The following is a 26,036-nucleotide window of genomic DNA, read 5'->3' on the forward strand; positions in this document are numbered from 1 at the left end:
TTTTTCAGGCTGGCAATCCGAGCCCATAAGCGTTTTCTGATAAGCATGGCGCCGCCTTTACGCCCGCCACTGCCCATATCGGCCATCCAGCGCCCGATCGAGATAGAACGCGGCGCTGATCAGGGCGAGATGCGTAAAGGCCTGCGGGAAATTGCCGAGAAAGTTGCCCTTGCAGTCGAACTCTTCCGCATAGAGCCCGAGATGATTGCCGAGCAGCAGCAGCTTTTCGAAATTGAAGCGGGCTTCCGGCAGGCGGCCGGCGCGGGCGAGGCATTCGACATACCAGAAGGAGCAGGTCGCAAACGAGCCTTCGTCGCCATCCAGGCCGTCTGCATCCTTGTAGCGCATGACGAGGCTGTCATCGGCCAGTTGTTCGCCGATCACGTCGAGCGTCGACAGCCAGGCCGGATCGGTGGCGCTGATGAAGCGTACCAGCGGCATCATCAGGATCGCGCCATCCACTTCCGTTGTGCCCTTGGCTTTCACGAAATGGCCGCGCTCGGCATCGAAAAAATTCTCCCAGATATCGTGGGTGATAGCATTACGCGTCTCGATCCAGCGGCCGAACGGGGCCGCGAGCGAGCGTTTCTGCGCCAGCCGCAAGGCGCGGTCGACCGCGACCCAGCACATCAGCCGGGAATGGAGATGTTCGCGGTCCTCGCGGCGGATTTCCCATATGCCCGCATCCGGCTGTTGCCAGATCTCGCAGACATGGTCGACCACATCGCAGATGCCGAGCCAGTCGCGGTGGGAAATCGCCTCGCCGTATTTGTTGCTGATATAGATCGAGTCCAGCAATTCGCCGTAGATATCGAGCTGCAATTGCGTGGCGGCGCTGTTGCCGGCGCGCACCGGCTGGGCGCCGCCATACCCAGCCAGATGGTCGAGATCGGCTTCCTGCACCTGGGGGCCGCCGTCGAGCTTGTACATGATCTCCAGCCGGCCGCGATGGGAGATATCGGCGCGATCGGCCACCCATTTGGTGAAGGCGGTCGCCTCTTCCTGATAACCGAGCCGCATCAGCGCATAGACGGTGAAGGATGCATCGCGGATCCAGCTGGCGCGGTAATCCCAGTTGCGGCTGCCGCCCGGCGCTTCCGGCAGGCCGAACGTGGCGGCGGCGGCGATCGAGCCATGCTGTTTTGAGGTGAGCAGTTTCAGCGCCAGTGCGGAGCGGTTGATGGCCTCGCGCCAGCGGCCACGATAGCTGGAATGGCCGGCCCATTGCTGCCAGTATTTGATCGTGTCCTTGATCTGCGCTGTTACGTCTTCGGTGGAAAGACGCTTGTTGTTCTCCTCTTCCGAGGTCAGATCATCCAGCACGAGATCGATCTGCTCGCCTTCCTTCAGATCGATCTCTGCCGTCAGTTCGTCATCGCTGAACTGGAGAGGGATGTCGGTTTGCAGGCGCAAGGCCAGACCGTTTTTATCGGTGACGAAAGCAAAACCGTCTGCCTGTTGGAATGTCGGAATGTTTCGGGCGTAATCGGTGCGCGGCCAGAAGCGCAGCCGGATTTTTGCCTTGCCGCGGGTCACCTTGAGGCGACGGATCAGGCGGCCCTGCACCTTGCCGTCATCGGAAAGAAGCGGCATCAGATCCACCACTTCGGCACTTCCCGTGTCACCCAGCCAGCGGGTCAAAAGCACGTTGGTATCGGGAATATACATCTGGATCGGACGGGCACCGGGAATGTGTGGCGCGAGCTCAAAACCGCCGCCATGCTCCGGGTCCAACAGCGCGCAGAACAGGCTCGGGCTGTCGAGGTCGGGCCAGCAGAGGAAATCGATCGTGCCATCGGTGGCAACCAGCGCCGTTGTCTTCAGGTTGCCAATCACGCCGTGTTCGGAAATCGGGCGCGGGATTTCTTCGGTATGCCTCGATTTCCGGGTGGTTTCGGCTGCATCGGGTCGGCCGCCATTTTCGTCGATCCGCTTCATGCGCTTTCCTTTCGTTAGATCGGAGAACGCAAGGGGAGAATATCAGTTGCAAACCGAGCAAGGTTCCCAGAATTCAGATGCTGTCGCCCACCATTTCGCGGCGGCGCAGTTCCAGTTCTTCGGAATAACGGCGCAGCGTATGGCTTTCGCTCAGCTGGCCAACAACCTTGCGTTCGATCATGTTGTCGATCACGGCCAGCGCTTCGCTCTGGGTCTTTTCAAAAATGGCCGCCGCCTGCTTGGCGTTCATCTGGGTTTGCAGCACATCGTTCTTGAACCGGACATATTTTTCCAGGCTGTCTTCCTGGTCACCGGTATCGGTCAGCGAGCCATGCACTTCCGGCACAAGCACCATGCCGGCATATTTGCCGCTATCGTCGGTGAGGATGACGCGCTGGGTGGCGCCGAGCGGAAAATCGCGGCGGAAATCACCGAGCGACATGGTGGCCTGTGCGGTCTTCACGTCGGAGCGCATCATGCGGCCGACGGTGAGGTTGCGGATCCAGCCGACATCGTGGGCGCTGCGAATGCTTTCACCGCGCAGGTGGAAACGCCATGTGGCGAACGAGTAACCAAAGGTGGTGCGCACGATCAGCGACGAAGTGATGACGGCGGCGAGCACGAGTGCGGTGATCGGAAAGTCGCCCGTCAGTTCCAGTGCCAGAAACGTCATGGTCAGTGGCCCACCGATGATGGCGACAGCCAGCGCGCTCATGCCGACAATGGCGAGCACGACCGGTGCGAGCAGGACGAGACCGAGGGCGGCGGTGGAGAAGGCAAAGATCTTGCCGAGCAGGGCACCGAGAAACAGCGAGGCGAAGAACAGGCCGCCACGAAAACCGGCGCCGATGGACACCGCCGAGGTTGCTGCCTTCATCAGAAAAATGCTGATGAGAACGGGCAAGGCAACGTCGTGGGCAAGGTTGAGATGCAGCGCGCCGTGGCCACCGGACATGACCTGCGGGCTAATCATCGCGAACAGGCCGACGACGATGCCGCCGAGCGTGGGGCGCAGCCATGCCGGAATGGAGCTTTTGCGGGAAAGCTCCTCGATGGTCGCGACGCCCTTCATGAGCACGATGCCGACGCCGGCGCAGCAGGCGCCGAGGATGATGGCGGGGACGAAATCGCTCGGGCTGACGCTTTGCAGCATGCCCATTTCGACAATGAAACTGATGTCGATGAACTGGCGGGCGACCAGCGTGGCCACTAGTGCCGAAACGACGACCGGGGCGAGCGAGGCGGTGGTGTAGGAGCCAATCACCAGCTCGAAGGCGTAGAATGCGCCGGTCAGCGGGGCGTTGAAGGCGGCGGAGATGGCGCCGGCAGCACCGCAGCCCACAAGAATGCGCATGTCGGCGCGGCGGAGAGCCAGCTTGTTGCCGATCTTGGAGGCGAAACCGGCGGCAAGCTGGGTGTAGCCGGCCTCCAGGCCGACCGAAGCGCCAAAACCGTTGGACACGAGGTTCTGGTAGACGATGATAAAGCTGTCGGTGAGCGACAGTTTTCCGCCATGCAGGGCATTGGCCTCGATCGGGTCGACCATCGGGCGTTTGCGGAAGCGGGCCAGCACCAGAATGGTGATGCCGAGAATGATGCCGCCGACAATGGGGGCGGAGAGGAGCAGGATCGTGTCGCTGACCTCGGATGAACTCAGGCGCTCGTCGCTATTAATGCCGAAAATGTTCTGATGCATGGCGGCGGCGGCAAGGTTCATTGCGGTGACGACGAGGCCGGAAATGACTCCGATCGCGGCGGCGATGACGATGATGCCCCATTCGTTGCGGCGCACGAGAATGCGCAGGTCAAGCCCGGCAAGATAGCGCCACAGCATTCGCAACCGTAACGACGCCCTGTCCGAAATGTCCGATCTTCGCGAGGCGACCTGTTCCTGAACGTCTGGCCGTTCAGCCTCGGACTGTTCTTGTGGTTTTACCTGCGACTGTACCTGTGACTCGGGCGGCGGCGTCATTACGGGAACCTGGGGCTATGCCCATTGGATGCGAATAAGGATGTGCGGCGTCGGGATAAGGCAGGACTTAGGCGATAAACGTCATTTTCAAGTCCGTTGCTACCCTCTCAAGCAGTCAAATGCGGCGAAAGATCAACGATCCGGTGATTGCGGCCGGTCTCGTTGTGAAGCTTGATGATCATCATCCTACGCGAATCGGAGGATTGACAGCCCGGTCGCTTGAGTTATTCTGTTATAAAAATGCACATAACATAATAATGGAACATCAAGAAAACCGGGAGCCTGTCATGAAGTTGAAGCTCGCATTCCTTGTCGCCACGGCGCTCATTGCCGCACCATCTTTCGCTGCCGCCCAGGAAAAGGGTGGTGTCATCAATGTCGCGACGATCGGTGAGCCGCCGACGCTCGACCCGATGGCCTCGACCGCCGATCTGGTCGGCATCGTCACCCAGCACATGTTTGAAACGCTCTATACGTTCGACAAGGGCTGGAAGACCGTGCCGCTTCTGGCTGAAAGCCTGCCGGAAATCAGCGCCGACGGCAAAACCTACGTCATCAAGCTGCGCTCCGGCATCAAGTTTCATGACGGTTCCGACATGGCGTCGGACGATGTCGTCGCCTCGCTCAATCGCTGGGTAAAGGTTGCCTCGCGCGGCAAGCAGGCGGCAAGCTTCCTCGACAAGATCGAGGCCACTGATGCTTCCACCGTGACGATCACGCTGAAGCAGCCTTATGCGCCGCTCGTGTCGCTGCTCGCCTTCAACAATTCGGCGGCGATCATTCTGCCTGCTGAAAAGCAGGACGAGCCGATGAAGGAGTATATCGGCACCGGTCCCTACATGCTGAAGGAACGCAAGGCCGACCAGTATATCCAGCTTGCCCGTTTCGACGGCTACAAGTCGCGCGGCGGCGAGGCCGATGGTTATGGCGGTGCGCGTCACCAGTATCTCGACGAGATCCGTTTCGTGCCGGTGCCGGATGCCAATACCCGCGTCGAGGCCGCAGTGTCCGGCCAGTATGATTATGTCGACCAGCTGCCGGTCGAATCCTTTGCCAAGGTGGAAGGTTCTTCGACCACCGAGCCGGTCGTGCTGAAGCCGTTCGGTTATCCGGTCTTCGTGTTCAACACGGCGGAAGGCGTTGCCAAGGATGTCGCCATGCGCAAGGCGATCCGCCAGGCGCTGAGCATGGAAGACATGCTGGCCGCCGCGTTCGGCAGCACCGATTTCTACGCGCTCGACGGCAATATCTATCCGAAGAACTTTGTCTGGAGCACCGATGCCGGTGTCGAGGGCAATTACAATGTCGCCGATCCGGAAGGCGCTGCGGAAGCTGCCAAGGCTGCCGGTTACGATGGCGAGAAGCCGATCCGCATTCTGACGAGCCGCCAGTACGAGTTCCATTACAAGATGGCGCAGGTGGCGGCCGAATATCTGAAGCTTGCCGGCTTCAAAGTCGACATGCAGGTGGTGGACTGGGCAACGCTCACCCAGCGCCGCGCCGACAAGGGCCTTTGGGATATCTACATCACCCACAGCCCGTTCCTGCCGGAACCGGCGCTGATCGGCTCATTGGCGCCAAGCTCGCCGGGCTGGTGGGATACGCCTTTGCGCAAGCAGACGGTCGAGGCTTTCTCGGCCGAAGCCGATCCGGACAAGCGTCTCGCCCTGTGGGCCGATGTGCAGAAGGCCATGTATGAGGAAATCCCCTACATGAAGATCGGCGATTTCAACGCCGTCGCCGCCAAGAAGAAAACGGTTGAAGGCGTCGAGCCTGCTCCGTGGCCCTACTTCTGGAATGCTTCGATCAAGAAGTGATTGGGGATGGCAATGATCTCTTACTCCCCGTCATTCCTGTACCTCGGGTTTTCCCGAGGGATGTCACAGGAATCCAGCAGCGCCATGTCCATGGCGCGGAAAAGTCCTCTCACGGCGCAGACGCGCCGTGGCTGGATCCCTGTGACAAGCACAGGGATGACGGAAGTAGAGGTCGTTGCTTCTCATGACCTGCATCTATCTTTCAGACACGGAACCATTTTCCCATGATCCGTTATATTCTCCAGCGCCTGGCCGGCATGATCGTCGTGATGTTTCTCGTCGTCACGATCGTTTTTGTCATCGTGCGCGTCACGCCGGGTGATCCGGCCGCCGTCATGCTCGGGCCGGATGCATCGGCCGCCGACATTGCCGACCTGCGCACACGATTGGGCCTCGATCAGTCTCTGGCGGTTCAATATTTCTATTATATCGGCCAGATGCTGAAGGGTGATCTCGGCCAGTCGATCTTCCTCAACATGCCGGTCACCTCGGCTTTGCTGGATCGCGCCGAACCGACATTCTTCCTGACGCTGTTCTCGCTGGCGATCGCCACGATCATCGCGCTGCCGATCGGCATCTATGCCGCCTATCGCCGTGGGTCCTTCGTCGACCAGGCTGCGACCACGATCGCCATGCTGGCCGCCAGCATTCCAAGCTTCTGGCTCGGCCTGATCCTGATGCAGTTTTTTGCCGTGCGGCTGAACATCTTTCCGGTCTCCGGTTATGGCGGGCCGGGCTCCAGCTTCATGGATCGCATGTATCATCTGACGCTGCCGGCCTTCGCGCTCGGCATCGTTTCCTCGGCGCTGATCCTGCGTTTTACCCGCGCCTCCATGCTGGATGTTCTGGGTGACGATTATATCCGCACCGCCCGTGCGAAAGGTCTGGTCGAGCGCCGGGTGATCATGAAACATGCGCTCAAAAACGCGCTGATCCCGATCCTCACCGTCATCGGCCTCACTGCCGCCGTGCTGATCTCCGGTGCCGTCGTCACCGAGACCGTGTTCGGGCTTCCGGGTGTTGGCAGCCTCGTCGTTTCGGCGGTGCTGCGACGTGACTATCCGGTCATTCAGGGGGCGCTGCTCGTCATTGCAGCACTCTACGTTCTCATCAATTTCGCGATCGACATGCTCTATCTGCTGATCGATCCCCGCGTGCGTTATTAAGGGGGCGACGGATGACGGATATCGCTGTTACCGAGACCAAACCCGCCGAGAGCGAAGGCTCGAAATTTTTCAAGCGGTTCATCAAACGCAAGACTGTCGCCTTCGGTCTGATCGTGCTGGTAATTTTCGTGACGCTGGCCGTGCTGGCGCCGTGGATCGCGCCTTATTCGCCGTCGAAGCTTTCCATCGTCAACCGGCTGAAGCCGCCGGGCGAGATGTTCTGGTTCGGCACCGACGAATTTGGTCGCGACGTGTTTTCCCGCACGATCTATTCGGCCCGGCTGTCGCTGCTGATCGGTGCCTCCGTGGTGATCCTGTCGGCGGCCATCGGCGTCACGCTCGGCCTGCTCGCCGGTTTCTTCCAGAAACTCGACACGCCGATCGCCCGCCTGATCGATGCGATGATGGCCTTTCCCGACATTCTGCTCGCCATCGCGCTGGTGGCGGCATTGGGTCCGTCGCTGACCACGGTCATCGTGGCGCTGTCGATCGTCTATTCGCCGCGTCTTGCCCGCATCGTGCGCGCCTCGACGCTGGTGATCCGCGAATTGCCTTATGTGGAAGCGGCGCAGGCGCTCGGCATCTCGACCTTCCACATCATGACGCGGCATGTGCTGCGCAATCTTCTGTCGCCCATCCTCGTTCAGGCCACTTTCCTGTTCGCCAGCGCCATGCTGGCGGAAGCCGGCCTGTCGTTTCTGGGGCTTGGCGTCAGCCCCGAGATTCCGACCTGGGGAACCATGATCGCCGCCGGCCGCCAATATATCGGGCAGGCCGACTGGATGACCTATTTCCCCGGCTTTGCCATCATTCTTTCCGTGCTCTCGCTGCAGATGGTCGGCGACGGGTTGCGGGACATGCTCGATCCAAGACTGCGAAGGGACCTTTGACATGACCGGTGAAAACAACACACCGCTCCTCCTCACCAACGTCAAGCCGATGGCTTTTGGCGCGACCGCACAAACTGGCACGACCGACATTCTCGTCGGCGGCGACGGCAAGATTGCTGCCATCGGCCAGTCGATTGCGGCTCCTGCCGATGCGCGTCGTGTCGATGGCAAGGGCGCCTGGGTTTCTCCGGGCTGGGTCGATCTGCATGTGCATATCTGGCATGGCGGCACGGATATTTCGATCCGCCCATCCGAATGCGGCGCCGAGCGCGGCGTCACCACGCTGGTCGATGCCGGTTCCGCCGGTGAAGCCAATTTCCACGGTTTTCGCGAGTACATCATCGAGCCGTCGAAGGAACGCGTCAAAGCCTTCCTCAATCTCGGTTCGATCGGTCTTGTTGCCTGCAACCGTGTCGCCGAACTGCGCGATATCCGTGATATCGATCTCGACCGCATCATCGAATGTTACGCCGAAAACAGCGAGCATATCGTTGGCCTGAAGGTGCGTGCCAGCCATGTCATCACCGGTTCCTGGGGTGTGACGCCAGTCAAGCTCGGCAAGAAGATCGCCAAGATTCTCAAAATCCCGATGATGGTGCATGTCGGCGAACCGCCGGCGCTTTATGACGAGGTTCTGGAAATTCTTGGGCCCGGTGACGTCGTCACCCATTGCTTCAACGGCAAGGCCGGTTCCTCCATCATGGAAGACGAGGACCTGTTCAACCTGGCCGAACGTTGCGCTTCCGAAGGCGTGCGTCTCGATATCGGCCATGGCGGCGCGTCCTTCTCGTTCAAGGTGGCGGAAGCGGCGATCGCGCGGGGCCTGCTGCCACATTCGATCTCGACCGATCTGCACGGCCATTCGATGAACTTTCCGGTCTGGGATTTGGCGACGACGATGTCGAAACTGCTGTCGGTCGGCATGCCGTTCGACAAGGTGGTCAATGCCGTCACGCATGCGCCGGCCGAAGTCATCAAGCTCGATATGGAAAACCGTCTTTCGGTTGGCCAGCGCGCCGATTTCACCGTGTTCGACGTGGTGGATTCCGATCTGGAGGCCACCGACTCCAACGGCGACGTGTCGCAGCTGCGCCAGCTGTTCGAGCCGCGTTATTCGGTCATCGGATCGGAAGCGATCACCGCCAGCCGCTACATCCCGCGCGCCCGCAAGCTCGTGCGCCACAGCCATGGTTATTCCTACCGCTAAGGCGGTGGGAATTCCCTGACACAAATTGCATGACACAGGAGTTTGCGTGACACAGTCCCCGATCAAAGTCGAAGCGACGGCGACCACGCCTTACGACAGGCTCACCGCGCTCGGCATCACCCTGCCGCCGGCACCGCCGCCGATCGCCAATTTCGTCACGCATGTGATCGAAGGCAATATGCTCTATCTCTCGGGGCAGGGGCCGCGTGAGGCGGATGGTTTTATGCATGTGGGCAAGGTCGGCACGGAGGTTTCCGTTGAAAAGGCCTATTCCGATGCCCGCCTGACCGGCGTCAATCTGCTGGCCGTCATGCAGGATGCGCTGGGCGATCTGTCCCGCGTTCGTCGCGTGGTGAAACTGCTCGGCATGGTCAATGCGGCGCCTGATTTCGGCGATCACCCGCAGGTCATCAACGGCTGCTCCGATCTCTTCAACGCCGTGTTCGGCGAAGCGGGCCAGCATGCCCGTTCCGCCGTCGGTTTCGGTTCGCTTCCCGGCAATATCACCGTCGAGATCGAAGCCATCGTGGCTCTTCACGACTAAGGGCGGAGGAAAACGGTCAGTGGTTGCGCCAGCCCATCACCTTCTCGATACGGGCCGCCGATTCCTTCACACGGTCGGCGTAACCGGCCTTGTCGGCAAAGGCCTTCTGCTCGGGAAGAACGATGGAAATCGTTGCCACGCAATCGCCCCGGCTATCGACGATCGGCGAGGCGATGCAGGCGACCGAATAGTCGGATTCACCGGCCTGGATCGACAGGCGCTCATCGAACGCCACTTTTGCCGCGCGCGCCAGTTCGGTCGGGTCGATGGTGGCACGGCCGGTCGGCGAAATGCGTGCACCGCGCTTGAACAGGTCGACACGTTCGGCTTCCGGCATGTGGCCAACGAGAAGGCGGCCCGAGGCCGTCCAGTTGAGCGGCACGCGGGTGCCGACGCGCGAGGCGACCTGAAAATGGCTCGGTCCGTCGGCCATGGCCAGAACCAGCATGTGTTCGGCGTCACGACCGCAGACCTGCACGGTTTCACCGGCCTCACGGCAGAGATCGTGCATTTCATGGGTGGCGACGCTCATGAAATCCAGCGAGCGGGCGTAAGCGAGACCGTAGTGATACAGCCGCGCGCCGAGCCACAACGTGCCGTCGGCATTGCGGGCGAGCATGTTCTTGTCCACCAGATCGTCGATGATCACGTAGACGGTGGAGAGTGGCGCCTTCACCGCCTTGGCGATTGCGTAAGCCCCCGCTGGCGCGCCGGTTTCATACAGGTAATCGATCACCTGCAAGGCGCGGTCTATGCCGCTGACGCGCGAGCGTTTCGCCTTGGCATCACCGTCAACAGACGTCGCGTCGGAAAGAGTGCCTGCTGATGTCTTCGTATCCAAAACCACGCTCCTGCGCCTTAAAGAACCTATTGCGTTATTATGGCATAGGTGGGTCGAGAGCAACCGAAATCCGCATTTTGTTGCGCGGAATACAACCTGGAGAATGACAATGTCCGATGATATCCGCCCGCAGATCGGCCTTCGCCCGGTCATCAACGTATCCGGCACCATGACCAGCCTCGGTGCGTCGATCGTCGTTCCCGAAGCCATCAGGGCGATGACGCAGATCCTGCCGCAATTCGTCGAGATCAACGACCTGCAGCGCAAGGCGAGCACGATCATCGCACGGCTGACCGGCGGTGAAGCCGGTTTCGTCACCGCGTCCTGCTCGGCCGGTATCAGCCTTGCTGTTGCCGGTGCCATTACCGGGCCGGACCTGCTGGCGATCGAAAAGCTGCCGGAAGTGACGACCGACAAGAACGAGGTTCTGGTGCAGATGGGCCATGTCGTGTCCTACGGCGCGCCGGTCGATCAGGCGATCCGCCTTGCCGGCGGCAAGGTGGTGATGATCGGCCAGTCGACCTCGACCCATCGCTACCACATGGAAAACGCCATCACCGACAAGACGGCCGCCGCCGTTTATGTCGTGTCGCACCATGTGGTCGATTACGGCCTGTTGAACCTCAAGGAATTCGTCGAGATCGCTCATGCCAAGGGCGTGCCGGTCATCGTCGATGCGGCCTCCGAATATGACCTAGAAATCTTCCTCGAGCAGGGGGCGGATATCGCACTTTATTCCGGCCACAAGTTTCTCGGGGGGCCGACCTCGGGCATCGTTGCCGGTCGCAAGGATCTGGTGCGCAATGCCTTCCTGCAGAACATGGGCATCGGCCGTGGCATGAAGGTGGGCAAGGAAAGCGTGTTTGGCGTCATGGCGGCGCTGGAAGCGTGGGAAAAGCGCGACCACGCCGGCATTCGTGAACGCGAGACCGGGTACCTCAATCTCTGGAAGCAGACGCTGGACAACCGTCCGGGCGTGACCGCGCTGATCGAGCCCGACCCGACCAACAACCCGCTCGACCGCCTGCGTGTGATCATCAAGGCCGAAGAAGCGCATATCACCGCCTGGGATCTGGCGGCGGCTTTGCGCAGCGGCTCGACACCGATCATCGTGCGCGACCATGAGGTAGAGCATGATTATTTCTATCTCGACCCGTGCAACCTGCATCCGGGTCAGGAGACCGTGGTGGCATCGCGTCTGGCCGAGGAACTCGACAAGGCGCGTGCGTCTAATGAGATCATCGCAACGCCGTTCGAGGATTTGAGCCGTCATCGGTTTGATGGTGCTTTGAAGTGGCCGGATTGAGTGATGCCGGGTGGGGGCGTGCCCCTCATCCGCCTGCCGGCACCTTCTCCCCGTAAAAACGGGGAGAAGGGCACAAGCCGCTTTCTCCTTGCCCCAATCGGGGCACGTCCCCTCTCCCCGCAAGCGGGGAGAGGGCTAGGGTGAGGGGCACCTACACGGCACTTCGAAAAATGCCGCATCTAATAAAAGGGAACGCCGATGAACACCGCAGCAAAAATCATGTCCTCCACCGATCCGGTCCTGTCCGTCGAAAAGCTGCGGACATCCTTCATGGTCGAGGGAGAATGGAAGCCGGTCGTTCGCGATATTTCCTTCACCGTTGCGCCCGGTGAAACGGTGGCGATCGTCGGCGAGAGTGGCTCCGGCAAATCCGTCACCTCGCTGTCGATCATGCGCCTGCTGCAGCCCGATACCAGCCGTATCGAAGGCAAGGTTTTCCTCGGCGGTCGGGACCTTCTGGCCCTGCCGGAGCATGAGATGCGCAAGGTGCGCGGCAATGATGTGGCGATGATCTTTCAGGAACCGATGACGAGCCTCAACCCGCTCTTCACCATCGGAGACCAGATTTCCGAGGCGCTGCTGGCGCATTCGTCGATGAGCAAGGCGGAGGCGAAGGCCGAAACCATCCGCATTCTCGAAAAGGTGCGCATCCCGTCGGCCGCCTCGCGCTTCGACGAATATCCGCATCGTTTTTCCGGCGGCATGCGCCAGCGCGTGATGATCGCCATGGCGCTCGCCACCAAACCAAAGCTGCTGATCGCCGACGAACCGACCACCGCGCTCGACGTCACCATTCAGGGCCAGATCCTCGACCTCATCAAAATGCTGCAGGAAGAGGAGGGGACGTCCGTCCTCTTCATCACCCATGACATGGGCGTGGTCGCGGAAATCGCCGACCGCACCGTGGTGATGTATCGCGGCGAGCAGGTCGAGACCGGCGATACCGCCGACATTTTTCATCGGGGAAAACATCCGTATACGCGGGCGCTTCTTTCGGCCGTGCCGGTGCTGGGCTCGATGCAGGCCTATCAGCGGCCACTGCGCTTTCCGGTGGTCGATGCCGCGACGGGCCTTTCCGATGTGCCGGTTGAAGTCGCCGATACGGTGGCCAGCGGCGAGCCGGTGTTGCAGGTGAAAAACCTCACCAAGCGCTTCGACATCCATTCCGGCCTTTTCGGCAAGCTGAGCGGCCGCGTGCATGCGGTCGAGAACGTCTCTTTCGAGCTGGCTGCCGGCGAAACCCTGTCGCTGGTGGGGGAGAGCGGTTGCGGCAAATCCACCACCGGCCGCGCCATCATGCGGCTGATCGAGCCGGAAAGCGGCTCCGTTCTGGTCGAGGGCCGAGAGGTGCTGGCGCTCGACAAGAAGGATATGCGCGAAATGCGCAAATCCGTGCAGATGATCTTTCAGGATCCGTTTGCCTCGCTCAACCCGCGCATGACGGTGGGGGCAGCGATTGCCGAGCCTTACCTCGAACACAAGATGGGCGACGCCAAACAGGCGAAGGCGGTCGTGGCCGACATGCTGGTCAAGGTCGGGCTGACGCCGGATATGGCCAAGCGCTATCCGCACGAGTTTTCCGGTGGCCAGCGCCAGCGTGTCTGTATCGCCCGCGCGCTTGCGCTGCGGCCGAAGGTGATCGTTGCGGATGAAAGCGTGTCGGCGCTCGATGTGTCGATCAAGGCGCAGGTGATCAACCTGATGCTCGACCTGCAGCAGGAACTGGACCTCGCCTTCCTGTTCATTTCCCACGACATGGCGGTGGTGGAACGGGTCAGCCACCGGGTTGCGGTGATGTATCTGGGGGAAATCGTCGAGATCGGGCCGCGTGCCTCGGTGTTCGGCAATCCGCAGCATGCCTATACGAAACGCCTGATGTCGGCCGTGCCGGTGCCGGACCCGGAGCGTCGGCGCATCAAGAACTCCGCCGTTGTGGAAGAGCTGAAAAGCCCGATCCGGCCGGTGGATTACAAGATCATGCCGATGGAATACCGCGAAGTCTCTCCCGGCCATCTCGTGGCCGAGAGCTGAGGACATGCGCCATGCTCAGTAGCGTGAAACGCTGCCGCTGCGGGTGACGGTATTTCCGCGCGGGCCGGTGGTGGTGCGGCCATAAGAGTAGCTCCCGGGCGCGGTCTTGGTGACATAACCGGATCGGCTGGCGGAATTTCCGTAAGGGCCTGTCACCACCTTGCTGCGCGAGCATGTGCCGCCGGCGCAGCCGCTGCTGGCGTGGCCGGAATAGGTGCCGTGCGGTGTGTGGACGTGACCGTGGCGGGACCATGCATTGGCACTTTCCGCGGCCATGCCGAACAGGACGGCGGTGGTGGCGAAAATCGAGAGCGTCTTGATCATGGAGGCGTTTCCTTCTTCGGTGACTGGGGCGTTTGTGATCAACGGGACAAAGGATGCGGTCATCAGTTTTCCGGCGTTTTGCAGAAACAGCCGGATTTTTTGCATTTTGTAACAGCGTCGCCATGGCGCTTGCCTGTCGCCACCGGGCGTGAACAATGGCCTCATGAACAACCGCCATATTCTGATCGTTGAGGACGACCGCGATATCCGCACGCTGCTGACCGAGTTTTTGACCGGTGAGGGTTTTGTCGTCGATGCTGCTGACACCACCAGTGCCGCCGAGAAGCGAATGGCGCTGCGCAAGCCTGATCTCGTCGTGCTCGACCTGATGCTGCCGGGGGAGGACGGGCTGTCTTTCTGCCGCCGCCTGCGTGGAAAAAACAGCGACCTGCCGATCCTGATGCTGACGGCAAAAGACGAGGAAATCGACCGCATCGTTGGGCTGGAAATGGGCGCCGACGATTATCTCGGCAAACCGTTCAATCCGCGCGAACTGCTGGCCCGCATCCGCGCCATCCTGCGCCGTGGCGGTCTGCGTAATGGCGCTGCCAAACATGAAGAGGACGGGGTTGGTGAAGGCCCTAACCGAAAGGCTTTCTGCGGGCTGGTGCTCGATCTCGATGCGCGCACCGTTGGCCCCGCCGAAGGGGAAAGCGTGTTCCTGACATCCGCCGAATTCGATCTGTTGATGTGTTTTGTCGAACGCCCGCGCCGTGTTCTGTCGCGTGACCAGTTGCTGGACTGGACCCGCAGCCGCGTCGCCGATCCGTTCGACCGCACCATCGATGTCACCATGTCGCGCCTGCGCAACAAGCTGACACCGCTGATGCCGCCGGGACAGGCCTTCATCACCACCGTGCGCAGCGCCGGCTATATGCTGTCGGCGCAGGTGACGGACGCCTAACCATGGCAAGGCTCGGTATTTTCTGGCGTATCGTACTGATCGTGGCGCTGGCCCTGTTCGTCATTCAGGTCGTGGTGTTCGAAGGCGTTCGCCGCCACAAGGCGGATGCGACGGTGGAGCGCCGGTATTCGGTCGGCGAACGCATCGTACCTTATGTCCAGCTTCTCGACCGGACGCCGCAGGATGAGCGTCCGACTATTGTCGCGCTGGCAAGAACCAATGGTATTGATCTCAGTTTTTCCAACACGCCGCCCACCGATGAAGCCTCACATTTCGGCACCGGTCTTGTGCGCCTGTCCTTCCTTGTCGGGCATGAACTGGAAAGGCAGGGAATGGGCGACCGCTTTTTCGCTGTCGGCGATGGTGAGGATCGCGGCGATGGCGGCGAGGATAATGATGACGAGGAACAGCGCATCGTGGTGCAGATCGGGCTTGCCTCCGGAGAGGTTGCGCGGTTCGATGTGAACGATACGCTGACGGTGCGCATTCTCGGCTGGCCGATCGGTTTTGGCGCCGGTGCGCTCGGTTTCATCGTCGCGATCGTGGCGCTTGTGGCGGTGGCGCGCGAGGCGCGGCCGATCGCAGCCCTGTCGCGTGCCGTCGACCGGCTGGGCACGCGTCTGCAGCCCGAGCCGTTGCCGGAAGCGGGTGCCAAGGAAGTGCGCACGCTGATCCGTGCCATCAACGCCATGCAGCACCGCATCGCCAACCTGATCAACAACCGCACTTTTGTCATCGGCGCGATTTCGCATGACCTGAAAACCAACCTGACGCGTCTGCGCCTGCGGCTGGAAATGATGCCGGACAATCCGCACCGGGCCCGCGCGCTGCAGGATGTGGAGACCATGCAGGGGCTGATGACCGATGCGCTGATCTTTGCCAAGGCGGCGCTGGCGGTGGAGGAGGTCGAGGCGATCGATGTCGCCGACATGCTGGCCACCGTGTTTGCCGAACGTGCCATCGTGCCGGATGTCCTGACGCTCGCCGACGGGCCGGATGCCGCTATGGTGCGCATCCAGCCGGCGGCGCTGCGGCGGGTGATCGACAATCTCGTCGACAATGCCCTGCGGTATGGCGAGGGTTATCTGGCCGTGTCGCTTGTGGGCGAAGGCCAGCATGTGGTGATGGCGATCCGCGATCGCGGACCGGGCATCGCCAAGGATATGCGGGAGGCGGTGTTCGATCCGTTCGTGCGGGTGGAGGGTTCTCGCAGCCGCGATACCGGCGGCTCCGGCTTGGGACTGACCATCGTGCGGCAGATCGTCGAGGCCTATGGCGGCACGGTGCGGCTCGGTAATGTTGAGCCACAGGGGCTGGAAGCGGTGGTGACATTACCGCGCATGCAGGCCACTGTTACAAAATGAAAAGAACCTGACGCATTCGGGAGAACTGCTTCGGCCACATTGATCCTCATCCACCATGAAGAGGATCACGACATGAAAATCGCAATCTATGCCGCAGTTCTGGGGCTGACCGTCGCCAGCCTTTCCACCGCCGCCATCGCGCAAACCGCAACGCTTCGCAACGCCATCGAAACCGGCAGGACGACTGTCTCCGACGTGAACGAGTACGACGGTTTCGATGATTATGACGATGGCTACTGCGCCCACTCCGCTTTCGAGCGTGGCATGGCGTTCAGCGAACATGCCATGTTTTTGCGCGATCACTACAATCCGATCCGTATACGCGTGCTGATCGCTTCCGGTTTGTCCATTCAGGAGACCACGATCGGTATTCGCACCGACCAGCAGGATGCCTGGCGGGCTTACACCAACGCGGTACTGGCCATGGTGCCTGAACGCGAGGTCATCACCCATCTTTTTGGCAAGGATGGTGAAAACAAGGATGGTCCAGACGCCTTCGCTCGCTCGGAAGCCGTTGCCGACATGGTGCTGGCCGGCAACGCCAAGGCCGAGATCCTGAAACGCGCAATCGCCGACCTGCGTGCAAAACTCAGTCCGGAACAACTCGAGGCTGCCCGCCTGCCGCGCCTGATCGGCCGGATGTAACGGGGAAAGACGCTGACATGTCCATATTCAACAAGGGCAGACGCCTGCCGACATCGCTCTGCGCCACCGCCATTCTGATTGCCGGGTTTGCCATGGCCTCGGAAGCGAGCGCTGCCACGCCGGCTGTCACCACCAACGCCGTCAACCTGCGCGCCGGGCCCGGCACCGTTTATCCGGTGGTGACGACGCTTCCGCCTTCCGCTTCGGTGACGACCTACGGCTGCCTTGCCGATCGGTCCTGGTGCGATATCGGCTGGGGCGGCCAGCGCGGCTGGGTGTCTGCTGCCTATCTGCAGGTGATCTATGCCGGGCGTCCGGTTCTGATCACGCCATCAGTCGCACCAGCCATCGGCATCGCTGTTGTCGCCTTCAACCAGGCCTATTGGCACAACCATTATGTCGGGCGCCCATGGTACGGCCATTGGGGGCGTTATTACCCGGTGCCGCCGCATGTCGGCCCGCATCCCCCGCGTCCGCCCCATGTCGACCGCACGGTCACGCGCTCCTGCGGCGGCCGGGTCTGCAGCCGCACCGGCGTCGTCACCGGCCCGAACGGCGGTCACATCGTGCGTCACGGCACGATCAGCCGCTGGTAGTTCTTCCCTATCGTAAAACGGGGATCGTCATGATCAGAAAGATACTCACCATCGCTATCGTGCTGTTCGCCGGCGCGGTCCATGCACAACAGGCCAGTCAGGCGCAGATGCAGGCTTGGCGCGAGGCCTGCGCTCCGGATGTAAAACGCCTTTGCCCCGGCATTTCTCCGGGCGGTGGCCGGTTGAAAGCGTGCATTCGCGAGCATGCGAGCGAGTTTTCCAAACCTTGTATGGATGCGATGAAAACTGCGCGCGCTGCCCGAAATCCTTGACGCATTGTCCTTGCATGCCGGCTGCGAGCGCTTCGGTCGTGGCCGGAACACTCTCCCGGTGGCCACGCTATTCGTGGTCAGCCACCGTCAAGCTGGGGCAACAAGCTTGAGGAATACCAGCGCGAGACCGGAGAGGAAGACAAGCGACAGGGTGGCGGCGCCGATGACGCGCGTGCCGGATCTGCGGATGCTGCGGATATCGACCGACAGGCCAAGAGCGGCCATCGAGACAATGGTCAGGATCCCGGATGAGGCGGAGATCGGGGCAAGCGCGGCTTGCGGGATCATCTCGGCCGAGCGCAAGGCCATCAACACGGCAAACCCTGTAATGAACCAAGGGATCATGCTTTTCCAGCAGGGCTTGCCACCGGTGGTGCGGCCGTAAAGAACAGAGAGCGTGGCGATGACCGGGCCGAGCATCAGCACGCGGATCAGTTTGACCAGTGTGCCTGTCTGCACACTGACGAGGCCGGCCGGTGCGGCTGCTGCCAGAACCTGCGGCACGGCATAAACGGTGAGGCCGGCAAATACGCCATATTCCGAGGAACCCAATGAAAGTGGCGCCTGCAAAAGCGGCAGGGCGAGCACGAGAACCACGCCGAGGACGGCGGTAAAGGCGATCGACGAGGCGATCTCGTCCGGTTTGGCGTGGATGACCGGCGCGGCAGCGGCAATAGCCGAATTGCCGCAAATGGAATTGCCGCATGCCACCAGTGTGGCGACCCGTGGAGAAAGGCCGGCGAGACGACCAATCAGATAACTGCCGGTGAGCGACAGTGCCACAATCACCATGATCGCGACGACCAGCGTCAGGCCGGCATGCTCGATGGCTGAAAGGCTGATGGATGCGCCGAGCAGCACCACGGCCAATTCCAGCACGGTTTTTGCGCAGAACTGTATGCCGGCTTCCAGCGATTGCGGCAGATTGAAACAGGAGCGCACCGTCATTCCGACGAGGATGGCAAGCACCAGGCTTTCGATCCAGCGCCCGCCCAGAAAATGAATTTCAGCGACTTCGAGCAGCATGGCTGTCGCCGTGACCACGAGCGTCGCCAACACGCCCGGCAACAGACGGGTGAGGGTGCGGTGCGACAGTTGATCGGTATAGGCAGCGAGAGCCATTGGCGACATCCATTAGGGTTCTGTGACGATGCGCTTCCGCTCTCTGCAATTCCATCGTATATTTTGCTACGTTTCATTCGGTAAAATAGAACGATCAGCCTTGACCTTCGAACAACTCGCCATTTTTGTTGCTGTCGCCGAGCGTGAACATCTGACCCGTGGCGCCGAGGCCGTGGGGCTGACGCCGTCGGCCGCCAGTTCCGCCATCCGCAATCTCGAAGGCTTTTATGGCGTCGAACTGTTCCACCGGGTTGGACGCCGCATCGAGCTGACAGCGATCGGGAAAAGCTTTCTGGGGGAAGCAAGGGCAACGCTTTCGCGGGCAAAAAGCGCCGAACTGATGCTGTCGGAAATGAGCGGTCTGGCGCGCGGCGAAATCAGTGTGTTTGCCAGCCAGACGATTGCCAGCTACTGGCTGCCGCCCATCCTTTTGAAGTTCAAGCGACTTTACCCCGGCGTGAGGTTGAAGCTGACGATCGGCAATACCCGCATGGTGGCCGATGCCATTCGTGATGGCTTGGGTGAAGTCGGGTTTATCGAAGGCCTGATCGATGAGCCGGCGCTTTCGGTTCTGCCGATCGTGGCGGATCGCCTGGTGGTGGTGGCAAGTCCGGTGCATCCATTTGCCGATGGCCGTGCGATCGCACGCGACGACATAACAGCGGTCACCTCCTGGGTGTTGCGCGAAAAAGGCTCGGGCACACGCTCGGCCTTCGAGGAGGCGTTGTCGGGTATGGGGATCGCTGTCAGGGACATTTCGGTTGTTCTGGAACTGCCGTCCAATGAGGCGGTGGTATCGGCTGTGCGCTCCGGCGATTGCGCAACGGCGGTATCGGGCATGGTGGCCGCGCCCTTTCTTCGGCAGGGGCTGCTGGTGCGGGCGGGGATTGAACTGCCGGCCCGCAATTTTGCAATCCTGCGCCACAAGGAACGGCATCGCGGCAGGGCCGCGCAGGAGCTGGAGCGCATCAGCCGGGCGGCGGCGGATGAGCACAAAGTGGGCCTGATGGGATTGTAGGTCTGGCCAATCTCGCCTGGATCGTGACCAGCGGGGTTTGCCAAAACAGCGCGATAGCGCCGAGGTTTCGCGCGATTTTTCGTTTTCCACACGCGGTATAATGTATATACATAAAGGGCGTGGTGCCGGAACGACATCTTGTGAGCATTCGGCATGCAGTGAGGAGTTCTGGGGATGGCGATCTTTGCGCAATCGGCCCTGCTGGCGGGCGGATGGGCCGAAAATGTCCGGCTGACGATGAACGACGGCCGTATCGCCCTGATCGAGACCGGTGTTGAGCCGCAGCCCGATGACGAACGTCATGCCGTACTGCTGCCGGCCATGCCCAACTTGCACAGCCATGCCTTTCAACGGGGCATGGCGGGGCTGGCGGAGGTGCGGGGACCTTCACGCGACAGTTTCTGGAGCTGGCGCACCGTCATGTACAAGTTCGCTTTGTCCATGACGCCGGAGCATGTCGAAGCCGTGGCCGCACAGCTTTACATGGAAATGCTGGAGGCCGGTTTCGGGCGGGTCGGCGAGTTTCATTACCTGCATCACGACCGAAACGGTACGCCTTATGCCGATCCTGCCGAGATGGCTGCGCGTATTGCCGCCGCCAGCGAGCGCACAGGCCTGTCGCTGACGCTGCTGCCGGTGTTTTATGCGCATTCCGGTTTTGGTGCGGCGGCTGCGAGTGACGGACAGCGGCGGTTCATCCATTCGCTCGACGCATTCGAAAAGCTGATGATGGCCTGTGCCGATCTGGTTGGCGATCTCGATGGCGGCGTTCTGGGTGTTGCGCCGCATTCGCTGCGCGCAGTCACGCCGGATGAACTGGCAGCAGTGACAGCGATGGTTGAAGGCCGGCCGGTACATATCCATATCGCCGAACAGTTGAAGGAAGTGAAGGATTGCATCGCATGGTCGGGCGCGCGGCCTGTCGAATGGTTGCTCGACCATGCGCCGGTCGATGAAAACTGGTGCCTGATACACGCCACCCACATGACGGACGCGGAAACGCGGGCGATGGCGAAGCGCAAGGCGATGGCCGGTCTTTGCCCGATCACCGAGGCCAACCTGGGTGACGGCATCTTTTGCGCACCGGCCTTTCTGGAGGAAGGCGGGCAGTTCGGCATCGGTTCGGACTCCAACATCCTGATCTCTCTGGTGGAAGAATTGCGAACGTTCGAATATTCGCAACGCCTTGCTCAGCACGCCCGCAATGTCGTTGCGACAAGCGGTGGATCGACGGGCCGAAGATTGTTCGATGGCGCGCTGTCCGGCGGCGCGCAGGCGCTCGGTGTGGCGGCCGGCCTCGTTGAAGGACATCCCGCCGATCTGGTCTCGCTCAAAGTCGATGCCGTGCCCTATCTGGGGCAGGACCGCATTCTTGATCAGTGGCTGTTTGCGGGTGGCGTGTCTGTCGATTGCGTCTGGACCCGCGGCGTGCGCCAAGTCTCGGGTGGGCGACACAAACACCGTGACGAGATCAATCGCCGCTTTCAGATGACGATGAAAGAGCTTTTGGCGGAATGAGGGTTTTAAGGGCTTCGGTGCGCATGCAGTCTGACCGGACTGCTCATGCCTCTGCGATTGACCTGCTGAGGTGATCAGTAGGCGCTGCGCACTGGTGGCAAAACGGGAAGCGGGTGGCCAGAGGGATAGATCGGCGAGTTTGATATTCGCCAATTCGCGGCTGCCCTCCACTCGATTTCATTGTATACGCCCAAACATAAGGCTTCCCAAGCGTCTGCGCTTCGATATATTTGCGGAAATATTTCGTTTCAGGAGAACGTACCCATGCAAACCCAACGTCGTCACTGGTTGAAGGTTGCCGCCGCTTCGGCCACGGCGCTCTGGCTCGGCCTGACTGTCATGGCCGCGCCGGCCGTGGCGCAGGAGAAGGTGACGGTATTTGCCGCCGCCAGCATGAAAAATGCACTGGATGCCGCCGATGCCGCATGGTCCAAGGAAAGTGGCAATCAGGTCACGGTTTCCTATGCCGCAAGCTCGGCGCTCGCAAAACAGATTGAGGCTGGCGCTCCGGCCGATGTGTTCATCTCCGCCGACCTTGACTGGATGGATTACGTCGCAAAGAAATCGCTGATCAAGGCCGATACCCGCTCCAACCTGCTCGGCAACCGCATCGTGCTTGTCGCCGAAAAAGGCAAGGCACAGAAGGTCGACATCAAGACCGGTTTCGATCTTGCCACCCTCGTCGGCGATAGCAAGCTCGCCATGGGCGCCGTCGACAGCGTTCCGGCCGGCAAATACGGCAAGGCTGCGTTGGAAAAGCTTGGCGCATGGGCGGCGGTCGAAAAGAAGGTTGCCGGCGCCGAAAGCGTGCGTGCCGCTCTCGCGCTCGTTTCGCGTGGCGAAGCCGCTTACGGCATTGTCTATCAGCCGGATGCCGCTGCCGATCCAGGCGTCGAGATCATCGGCACCTTTCCGGAAGACTCGCATCCGGCCATCATCTATCCGGTTGCGCTTCTGTCGGAATCCAAGAGTTCCGCAGCCAGCGCCTATCTCGATTTCCTGAAGTCCGATAAGGCGGCTCCTTTCTTCGAGGCCCAGGGCTTTACGGTTCTGAAGAAGTAAGCGCCTTATAGGCTTCACGATGAATCGCGGCTCCCGCCGAGAGGTGGGAGCCATCTTTTTGATACGGGCTGGCTTCTCTTGGACTGGTTGACACTCAGCGATGAGGAATGGACGGCGATCCACCTCAGTCTGCGGATATCGGGCATTGCCATGCTCGTCAGTCTGCCTTTCGGCATTCTCGTCGCGCTTGCGCTTGCGCGTGGAAAATTCTGGGGCAAATCGATCCTCAACGGCATCGTGCATCTGCCGCTCATCCTGCCGCCCGTCGTCACCGGTTTCATTCTGCTTGTCCTGTTCGGGCGCCGCGGTGTGATCGGCGCCTTTCTCGACCAATATCTCGGTATCGTGTTCTCCTTTCGCTGGACGGGCGCTGCGCTCGCCTGCGGTGTGATGGGCTTTCCCTTGATGGTGCGCTCCATCCGCCTGTCGATCGAGGCGGTCGACAGCAAGCTGGAAGAAGCGGCCGGCACGTTGGGGGCAAGCCCCGTCTGGGTTTTCCTCACCGTCACGCTGCCGTTGATCCTGCCCGGAATCATCGCCGGAGCTATCTTGTCCTTCGCCAAGGCGATGGGCGAGTTCGGCGCCACCATTACCTTTGTTTCCAACATTCCCGGTGAAACGCAGACCCTGTCGGCCGCCATCTACACGTTCACGCAGGTTCCGGGCGGCGATGCCGGCGCGCTGAGGCTCACCATCGTGGCGGTGATCATCTCCATGGCGGCGCTGCTGGCCTCGGAATTCATGGCCTATATGGTCGGCAAGCGGACGAGGCTCGAATGACGCTGACCGTTGACGCCAGAAGCCGGCTCGGCACATTTTCGCTGGATGTCTCTTTTTCATCCGAACAGGGGGTGACAGCCTTGTTCGGTCGTTCCGGTTCGGGGAAAACCTCGGTGATCCGCATGATATCAGGCCTGTCGCGGCTTGATCAGGGCCGCATCACGCTCGATGGCGATGTGCTGGTGGATACGTCGCGCCGCATTTTTCTGCCGCCGCACAAACGCCGCTTCGGTTATGTGTTTCAGGAGGCACGGCTTTTTCCGCATCTGGATGTGCGCAGGAACCTCAATTACGGGCGATGGTTTGCGCCCCGGTCTGACCGGCCTGATACGTTCGACCAGGTGGTCGATCTGCTCGGTATCGAAACACTTCTCGACCGGAGGCCCGGAAAATTGTCGGGTGGCGAACAGCAGCGCGTGGCGATCGGGCGCGCGCTCTTATCGTCGCCACGCCTGCTGCTGATGGATGAGCCGCTTGCGGCGCTGGACGAAAGCCGCAAGAGCGAGGTTCTGCCCTATCTGGAGCGACTGCGTGACGAACTCGGCCTGCCGATCGTTTATGTCAGTCATTCGGTGTCGGAAGTCGCGCGGCTGGCGGACCATGTCGTGCTGATGAAGGACGGGCGGATCGAGGCGACCGGCGGTGCGTCGGACGTGCTGAGAGGGCTCGGTGGCGATACCCGCGAGGCGGCGAGCGTTCTGTCCGGCACCGTGGAGGCGGTGGATGGGGTTCACCGGCTGGCGCGGGTCAAGACCGGCGCCGGTACCTTGCTTGTGCCGGCGGAGCAGGCGCAGGTGGGCAAGGTCGTGCGTGTTCTGGTGCCGGCGCGCGATGTGATGGTCGCCACGACAAGGCCCGAGGGGCTGAGCGCGCTCAATATATTGCCGGGAACGGTGGAGCAAATCGATGCCGACGGCGAAGGCATGATCGGCGTTCGGATAACCTGTGGCGGCGAAACCATTCTGGCGCGGATCACCGCGTTTTCCGGCGGCATGCTGGGGCTGGCGCCGGGGCAGGCCGTGTTTGCTGCGATCAAGACGGCAGCGCTGGAGCGGCGTTAAGATCGTTCCTATCAATAATGAGCGGCGTTAGCCGTCTAGGGTTTCGGTAACGGTCACCGGCGCGCGGTGTTTTTCCAGCCAGTTCAGGTCCGCGTCCATGGCCTTGACGACGGTTGCCTGTACTGCGTGCATGCGGGCGAGCAGTTCTTCGCCGAAAGCGGTCAGCGCCGCACCCCCGCCCTGTTTGCCGCCACGCTGGCTCTCCACCACCGGCTGGCGGAACATGCGGTTCATTTCATCGACGAGCAGCCAGGCGCGGCGATAGGACATGTCCATGGCGCGTCCGGCGGCGGAGATCGAGCCGGTGGCGCGAATGTGCTCCATCAACTGCACCTTGCCGCGCCCGAGCCGCATCTCGCCCGGAAAATCAATACGCAGGATGAGCGCCAGTTCATTCGCCTTTGTTTTCGTCATGTTACGGTCTGCTTCTCCCGCCCCGTCTTTGTGGGCCTATCATAACGCCACGCGAAAGCGCAGGGAAACCCGCCTGCGCTGTTTCCGGTGTTGCGCCTCAATATCCGGCCTTCAAATCAACTGTTTTGGGCAATTGCCCGGTCTGGCGCCAGTGGCGGATATTGGCGGCAACGATGCCGGCGGCGGTAAAGCGATCGGTTGGCCCGGAGACGTGTGGCAGCACTGTGACGGAAGGGTGTGCCCAGAAGGGTGAGGGCGCGGGCAGCGGCTCTTCGGAAAAAACGTCGAGCACCGCATGCGACAGGCGGCCGGCATCCAGTGCTGCGACCAGATCGGCATCAACGATGATCGGGCCGCGGGCAAAATTGATGATGGCGGCACCCGGCTTCATCTGGCTGAGGCGGCGTGCATTCAGCATGCCGCGTGTTTCTGCCGTCAGTGGCATCAGGCAGACAAGAATATCGCTGACGCCCAGAATCCGGTCAAAACCGCCTTCACCGGAAACGGTCTCGATCGTTCCCAGCATCTTTGGGCTGCGGCTCCAGCCGATAACGTTGAACCCGGCGTCTTTCAGGCGTTCGGCTGCCGCCTTGCCGAGTTCGCCCAATCCGAGAAGGCCCACGGTGACGTCGCGCGGATGCCGGTAATCGCGTGGCGCCCATTCGGCTTTCTGCTGGCTTGCCCGGTACGCCGGCATGTCGCGGTGCAGGTAATAGGTCCAGGCGAGCACCGCTTCCGCCATGACGCGGGCAAGCTCGGGATCGACGAGGCGCACGATCGGTGCGGCATCGGCCCCAAGCTCCGCCACCAGCCGCTCGACACCGGCCCACAGGCTGTGGATCCACTGAATGCCGGCAAGTTCGGCCACATCGGCCGGATCCGGATTGGCGACGATCGCCACTTCCGCTTCGGCGCGTTGCCGGGCGCTCATGTCGCGAAAGGAAAGAATGGTTTCCTCCGGCAGCGCATCGGCGAGCGTTTCCTTCCAGACGGCCTCGGTTGCGACATCCATACGAGTGACAAGGGCGAGCGGTTTTGGCATGGCGGCGTCTTTCCGGGTGTTGTTGTGAAGGCTGGCAGGAGCGTCCGTGCGACATGTAGCATGCGCATGCAGGTCCCTCCAATCATTGCACCTTGTATTTCAATGGGATGATGATGTGGTGCAGTTTCGCGCGCAATGGTATCGATTCGGTCTCGTGCTTCGCGCCGATGTTTGATCAGAAAAGACCCAGTCAGGAACACTC

General features: G+C 61.3%; 24 protein-coding genes. 16 read left to right on the top strand and 8 right to left on the bottom strand.

What is annotated here, in order from left to right; translation table 11 throughout:
• Positions 1-57 precede the first annotated feature (57 nt).
• Together ACRQ1B_RS00595 and ACRQ1B_RS00600 are read right to left on the bottom strand one after the other, a co-directional pair.
• A complete protein-coding gene (locus ACRQ1B_RS00595; protein ID WP_432291742.1) occupies positions 58-1,938 on the bottom strand; it encodes a glycoside hydrolase family 15 protein in 1,881 nt (626 codons plus the stop codon).
• A gap of 73 nt (positions 1,939-2,011) precedes the next feature.
• The gene (locus tag ACRQ1B_RS00600; protein WP_432291743.1) at positions 2,012-3,772 is read right to left on the bottom strand and encodes a chloride channel protein; all 1,761 of its coding nucleotides are present in this window, start codon (positions 3,770-3,772) and stop codon (positions 2,012-2,014) included.
• A 425-nt stretch (positions 3,773-4,197) separates the two neighbouring features.
• On the opposite strand from ACRQ1B_RS00600, the gene ACRQ1B_RS00605 reads away from it, so the two are divergent.
• The 5 genes from ACRQ1B_RS00605 (at position 4,198) to ACRQ1B_RS00625 (ending at position 9,534) form a co-directional block, all read left to right on the top strand.
• Complete coding sequence (locus tag ACRQ1B_RS00605) at positions 4,198-5,727, top strand: ABC transporter substrate-binding protein (RefSeq protein ID WP_432291744.1); 1,530 nt, start codon at positions 4,198-4,200, stop codon at positions 5,725-5,727.
• Between the two features lie 224 nt (positions 5,728-5,951).
• Positions 5,952-6,893, top strand: a complete 942-nt coding sequence (locus ACRQ1B_RS00610; RefSeq protein WP_306830975.1) for an ABC transporter permease — start codon at positions 5,952-5,954, stop codon at positions 6,891-6,893.
• 11 nt (positions 6,894-6,904) lie between these two features.
• Positions 6,905-7,783 (top strand): ABC transporter permease, encoded by an 879-nt coding sequence (locus ACRQ1B_RS00615; protein ID WP_432291745.1) that lies wholly within the window; start codon positions 6,905-6,907, stop codon positions 7,781-7,783.
• Between the two features lies 1 nt (position 7,784).
• Complete coding sequence (locus ACRQ1B_RS00620) at positions 7,785-8,990, top strand: amidohydrolase/deacetylase family metallohydrolase (protein ID WP_432291746.1); 1,206 nt, start codon at positions 7,785-7,787, stop codon at positions 8,988-8,990.
• A 46-nt stretch (positions 8,991-9,036) separates the two neighbouring features.
• Positions 9,037-9,534 carry a RidA family protein gene (locus ACRQ1B_RS00625; RefSeq protein ID WP_432291747.1) on the top strand — a complete coding sequence of 166 codons (498 nt, stop codon included), beginning with the start codon at positions 9,037-9,039 and terminating at the stop codon, positions 9,532-9,534.
• 16 nt (positions 9,535-9,550) lie between these two features.
• Here the strand turns inward: ACRQ1B_RS00625 and ACRQ1B_RS00630 are convergent, their stop codons facing one another.
• Positions 9,551-10,375, bottom strand: a complete 825-nt coding sequence (locus tag ACRQ1B_RS00630) for an IclR family transcriptional regulator (RefSeq protein WP_432291748.1) — start codon at positions 10,373-10,375, stop codon at positions 9,551-9,553.
• Positions 10,376-10,484: 109 nt separating this feature from the next.
• On the opposite strand from ACRQ1B_RS00630, the gene ACRQ1B_RS00635 reads away from it, so the two are divergent.
• Both ACRQ1B_RS00635 and ACRQ1B_RS00640 read left to right on the top strand, forming a co-directional pair.
• Complete coding sequence (locus tag ACRQ1B_RS00635; protein ID WP_432291749.1) at positions 10,485-11,681, top strand: aminotransferase class V-fold PLP-dependent enzyme; 1,197 nt, start codon at positions 10,485-10,487, stop codon at positions 11,679-11,681.
• A 198-nt stretch (positions 11,682-11,879) separates the two neighbouring features.
• Positions 11,880-13,712, top strand: a complete 1,833-nt coding sequence (locus tag ACRQ1B_RS00640; RefSeq protein WP_432291750.1) for an ABC transporter ATP-binding protein — start codon at positions 11,880-11,882, stop codon at positions 13,710-13,712.
• Positions 13,713-13,727: 15 nt separating this feature from the next.
• On the opposite strand, the gene ACRQ1B_RS00645 is transcribed toward ACRQ1B_RS00640, so the two are convergent.
• Positions 13,728-14,036 carry a hypothetical protein gene (locus ACRQ1B_RS00645; RefSeq protein ID WP_432291751.1) on the bottom strand — a complete coding sequence of 103 codons (309 nt, stop codon included), beginning with the start codon at positions 14,034-14,036 and terminating at the stop codon, positions 13,728-13,730.
• Positions 14,037-14,199: 163 nt separating this feature from the next.
• Here ACRQ1B_RS00645 and ACRQ1B_RS00650 point away from each other — a divergent pair, with 163 nt between their 5' ends.
• The 4 genes from ACRQ1B_RS00650 to ACRQ1B_RS00665 all read left to right on the top strand — a co-directional run bounded on the left by ACRQ1B_RS00650 (position 14,200) and on the right by ACRQ1B_RS00665 (position 17,545).
• Positions 14,200-14,940, top strand: a complete 741-nt coding sequence (locus ACRQ1B_RS00650) for a response regulator (protein ID WP_432291752.1) — start codon at positions 14,200-14,202, stop codon at positions 14,938-14,940.
• Between the two features lie 2 nt (positions 14,941-14,942).
• Positions 14,943-16,304 (top strand): ATP-binding protein, encoded by a 1,362-nt coding sequence (locus ACRQ1B_RS00655; RefSeq protein ID WP_432291753.1) that lies wholly within the window; start codon positions 14,943-14,945, stop codon positions 16,302-16,304.
• Positions 16,305-16,376: 72 nt separating this feature from the next.
• Positions 16,377-16,949, top strand: a complete 573-nt coding sequence (locus ACRQ1B_RS00660; RefSeq protein WP_432291754.1) for a hypothetical protein — start codon at positions 16,377-16,379, stop codon at positions 16,947-16,949.
• 17 nt (positions 16,950-16,966) lie between these two features.
• On the top strand, positions 16,967-17,545 hold the full coding sequence (locus tag ACRQ1B_RS00665) for an SH3 domain-containing protein (protein WP_432291755.1): 579 nt from the start codon (positions 16,967-16,969) through the stop codon (positions 17,543-17,545).
• Here the strand turns inward: ACRQ1B_RS00665 and ACRQ1B_RS00670 are convergent.
• A complete protein-coding gene (locus ACRQ1B_RS00670) occupies positions 17,521-17,751 on the bottom strand; it encodes a hypothetical protein (RefSeq protein ID WP_432291756.1) in 231 nt (76 codons plus the stop codon). The genes ACRQ1B_RS00665 and ACRQ1B_RS00670 overlap by 25 nt on opposite strands.
• A gap of 153 nt (positions 17,752-17,904) precedes the next feature.
• Positions 17,905-18,939 (bottom strand): YeiH family protein, encoded by a 1,035-nt coding sequence (locus tag ACRQ1B_RS00675; RefSeq protein WP_432291757.1) that lies wholly within the window; start codon positions 18,937-18,939, stop codon positions 17,905-17,907.
• Positions 18,940-19,039: 100 nt separating this feature from the next.
• Between ACRQ1B_RS00675 and ACRQ1B_RS00680 the strand changes: the two genes are divergently transcribed.
• From ACRQ1B_RS00680 to modC, 5 genes are all read left to right on the top strand, one after another.
• Positions 19,040-19,957, top strand: a complete 918-nt coding sequence (locus ACRQ1B_RS00680) for a LysR substrate-binding domain-containing protein (RefSeq protein ID WP_432291758.1) — start codon at positions 19,040-19,042, stop codon at positions 19,955-19,957.
• A gap of 174 nt (positions 19,958-20,131) precedes the next feature.
• A complete protein-coding gene (locus ACRQ1B_RS00685) occupies positions 20,132-21,475 on the top strand; it encodes a formimidoylglutamate deiminase (RefSeq protein ID WP_432291759.1) in 1,344 nt (447 codons plus the stop codon).
• Between the two features lie 264 nt (positions 21,476-21,739).
• Positions 21,740-22,537: a molybdate ABC transporter substrate-binding protein gene (modA, locus tag ACRQ1B_RS00690; protein WP_432291760.1), complete on the top strand. Its 798-nt coding sequence runs from the start codon at positions 21,740-21,742 to the stop codon at positions 22,535-22,537.
• A 78-nt stretch (positions 22,538-22,615) separates the two neighbouring features.
• Complete coding sequence (gene modB, locus ACRQ1B_RS00695) at positions 22,616-23,317, top strand: molybdate ABC transporter permease subunit (protein WP_432291761.1); 702 nt, start codon at positions 22,616-22,618, stop codon at positions 23,315-23,317.
• Positions 23,314-24,378 carry a molybdenum ABC transporter ATP-binding protein gene (gene modC, locus ACRQ1B_RS00700; RefSeq protein WP_432291762.1) on the top strand — a complete coding sequence of 355 codons (1,065 nt, stop codon included), beginning with the start codon at positions 23,314-23,316 and terminating at the stop codon, positions 24,376-24,378. The genes modB and modC overlap by 4 nt, the downstream gene beginning before the upstream one ends.
• 27 nt (positions 24,379-24,405) lie before the next feature.
• Here the strand turns inward: modC and ACRQ1B_RS00705 are convergent, their stop codons facing one another.
• Positions 24,406-24,792 (bottom strand): winged helix-turn-helix domain-containing protein, encoded by a 387-nt coding sequence (locus tag ACRQ1B_RS00705; RefSeq protein ID WP_432291763.1) that lies wholly within the window; start codon positions 24,790-24,792, stop codon positions 24,406-24,408.
• Positions 24,793-24,889: 97 nt separating this feature from the next.
• Positions 24,890-25,834, bottom strand: a complete 945-nt coding sequence (locus ACRQ1B_RS00710) for a 2-hydroxyacid dehydrogenase (RefSeq protein WP_432291764.1) — start codon at positions 25,832-25,834, stop codon at positions 24,890-24,892.
• Positions 25,835-26,036 lie beyond the last annotated feature (202 nt).

Source organism: Endobacterium panacihumi (genome assembly GCF_050847465.1).
In the GTDB taxonomy this organism is placed as follows: domain Bacteria; phylum Pseudomonadota; class Alphaproteobacteria; order Rhizobiales; family Rhizobiaceae; genus Neorhizobium; species Neorhizobium panacihumi.

What these genes read in the sequence shown, in the direction of transcription:
- modC (WP_432291762.1), top strand. Translation starts at nt 23,314, where the DNA reads ATGACGCTGACCGTTGACGCCAGAAGCCGGCTCGGCACATTTTCGCTG.
- ACRQ1B_RS00595 (WP_432291742.1), bottom strand. Translation starts at nt 1,938, where the DNA reads ATGAAGCGGATCGACGAAAATGGCGGCCGACCCGATGCAGCCGAAACC.
- ACRQ1B_RS00615 (WP_432291745.1), top strand. Translation starts at nt 6,905, where the DNA reads ATGACGGATATCGCTGTTACCGAGACCAAACCCGCCGAGAGCGAAGGC.
- ACRQ1B_RS00610 (WP_306830975.1), top strand. Translation starts at nt 5,952, where the DNA reads ATGATCCGTTATATTCTCCAGCGCCTGGCCGGCATGATCGTCGTGATG.
- ACRQ1B_RS00635 (WP_432291749.1), top strand. Translation starts at nt 10,485, where the DNA reads ATGTCCGATGATATCCGCCCGCAGATCGGCCTTCGCCCGGTCATCAAC.
- ACRQ1B_RS00620 (WP_432291746.1), top strand. Translation starts at nt 7,785, where the DNA reads ATGACCGGTGAAAACAACACACCGCTCCTCCTCACCAACGTCAAGCCG.
- ACRQ1B_RS00670 (WP_432291756.1), bottom strand. Translation starts at nt 17,751, where the DNA reads ATGCTCGCGAATGCACGCTTTCAACCGGCCACCGCCCGGAGAAATGCC.
- ACRQ1B_RS00660 (WP_432291754.1), top strand. Translation starts at nt 16,377, where the DNA reads ATGAAAATCGCAATCTATGCCGCAGTTCTGGGGCTGACCGTCGCCAGC.
- ACRQ1B_RS00665 (WP_432291755.1), top strand. Translation starts at nt 16,967, where the DNA reads ATGTCCATATTCAACAAGGGCAGACGCCTGCCGACATCGCTCTGCGCC.
- modA (WP_432291760.1), top strand. Translation starts at nt 21,740, where the DNA reads ATGCAAACCCAACGTCGTCACTGGTTGAAGGTTGCCGCCGCTTCGGCC.
- ACRQ1B_RS00685 (WP_432291759.1), top strand. Translation starts at nt 20,132, where the DNA reads ATGGCGATCTTTGCGCAATCGGCCCTGCTGGCGGGCGGATGGGCCGAA.
- ACRQ1B_RS00655 (WP_432291753.1), top strand. Translation starts at nt 14,943, where the DNA reads ATGGCAAGGCTCGGTATTTTCTGGCGTATCGTACTGATCGTGGCGCTG.
- ACRQ1B_RS00650 (WP_432291752.1), top strand. Translation starts at nt 14,200, where the DNA reads ATGAACAACCGCCATATTCTGATCGTTGAGGACGACCGCGATATCCGC.
- ACRQ1B_RS00605 (WP_432291744.1), top strand. Translation starts at nt 4,198, where the DNA reads ATGAAGTTGAAGCTCGCATTCCTTGTCGCCACGGCGCTCATTGCCGCA.
- ACRQ1B_RS00645 (WP_432291751.1), bottom strand. Translation starts at nt 14,036, where the DNA reads ATGATCAAGACGCTCTCGATTTTCGCCACCACCGCCGTCCTGTTCGGC.
- ACRQ1B_RS00640 (WP_432291750.1), top strand. Translation starts at nt 11,880, where the DNA reads ATGAACACCGCAGCAAAAATCATGTCCTCCACCGATCCGGTCCTGTCC.
- ACRQ1B_RS00710 (WP_432291764.1), bottom strand. Translation starts at nt 25,834, where the DNA reads ATGCCAAAACCGCTCGCCCTTGTCACTCGTATGGATGTCGCAACCGAG.
- ACRQ1B_RS00675 (WP_432291757.1), bottom strand. Translation starts at nt 18,939, where the DNA reads ATGGCTCTCGCTGCCTATACCGATCAACTGTCGCACCGCACCCTCACC.
- ACRQ1B_RS00600 (WP_432291743.1), bottom strand. Translation starts at nt 3,772, where the DNA reads ATGCTGTGGCGCTATCTTGCCGGGCTTGACCTGCGCATTCTCGTGCGC.
- ACRQ1B_RS00705 (WP_432291763.1), bottom strand. Translation starts at nt 24,792, where the DNA reads ATGACGAAAACAAAGGCGAATGAACTGGCGCTCATCCTGCGTATTGAT.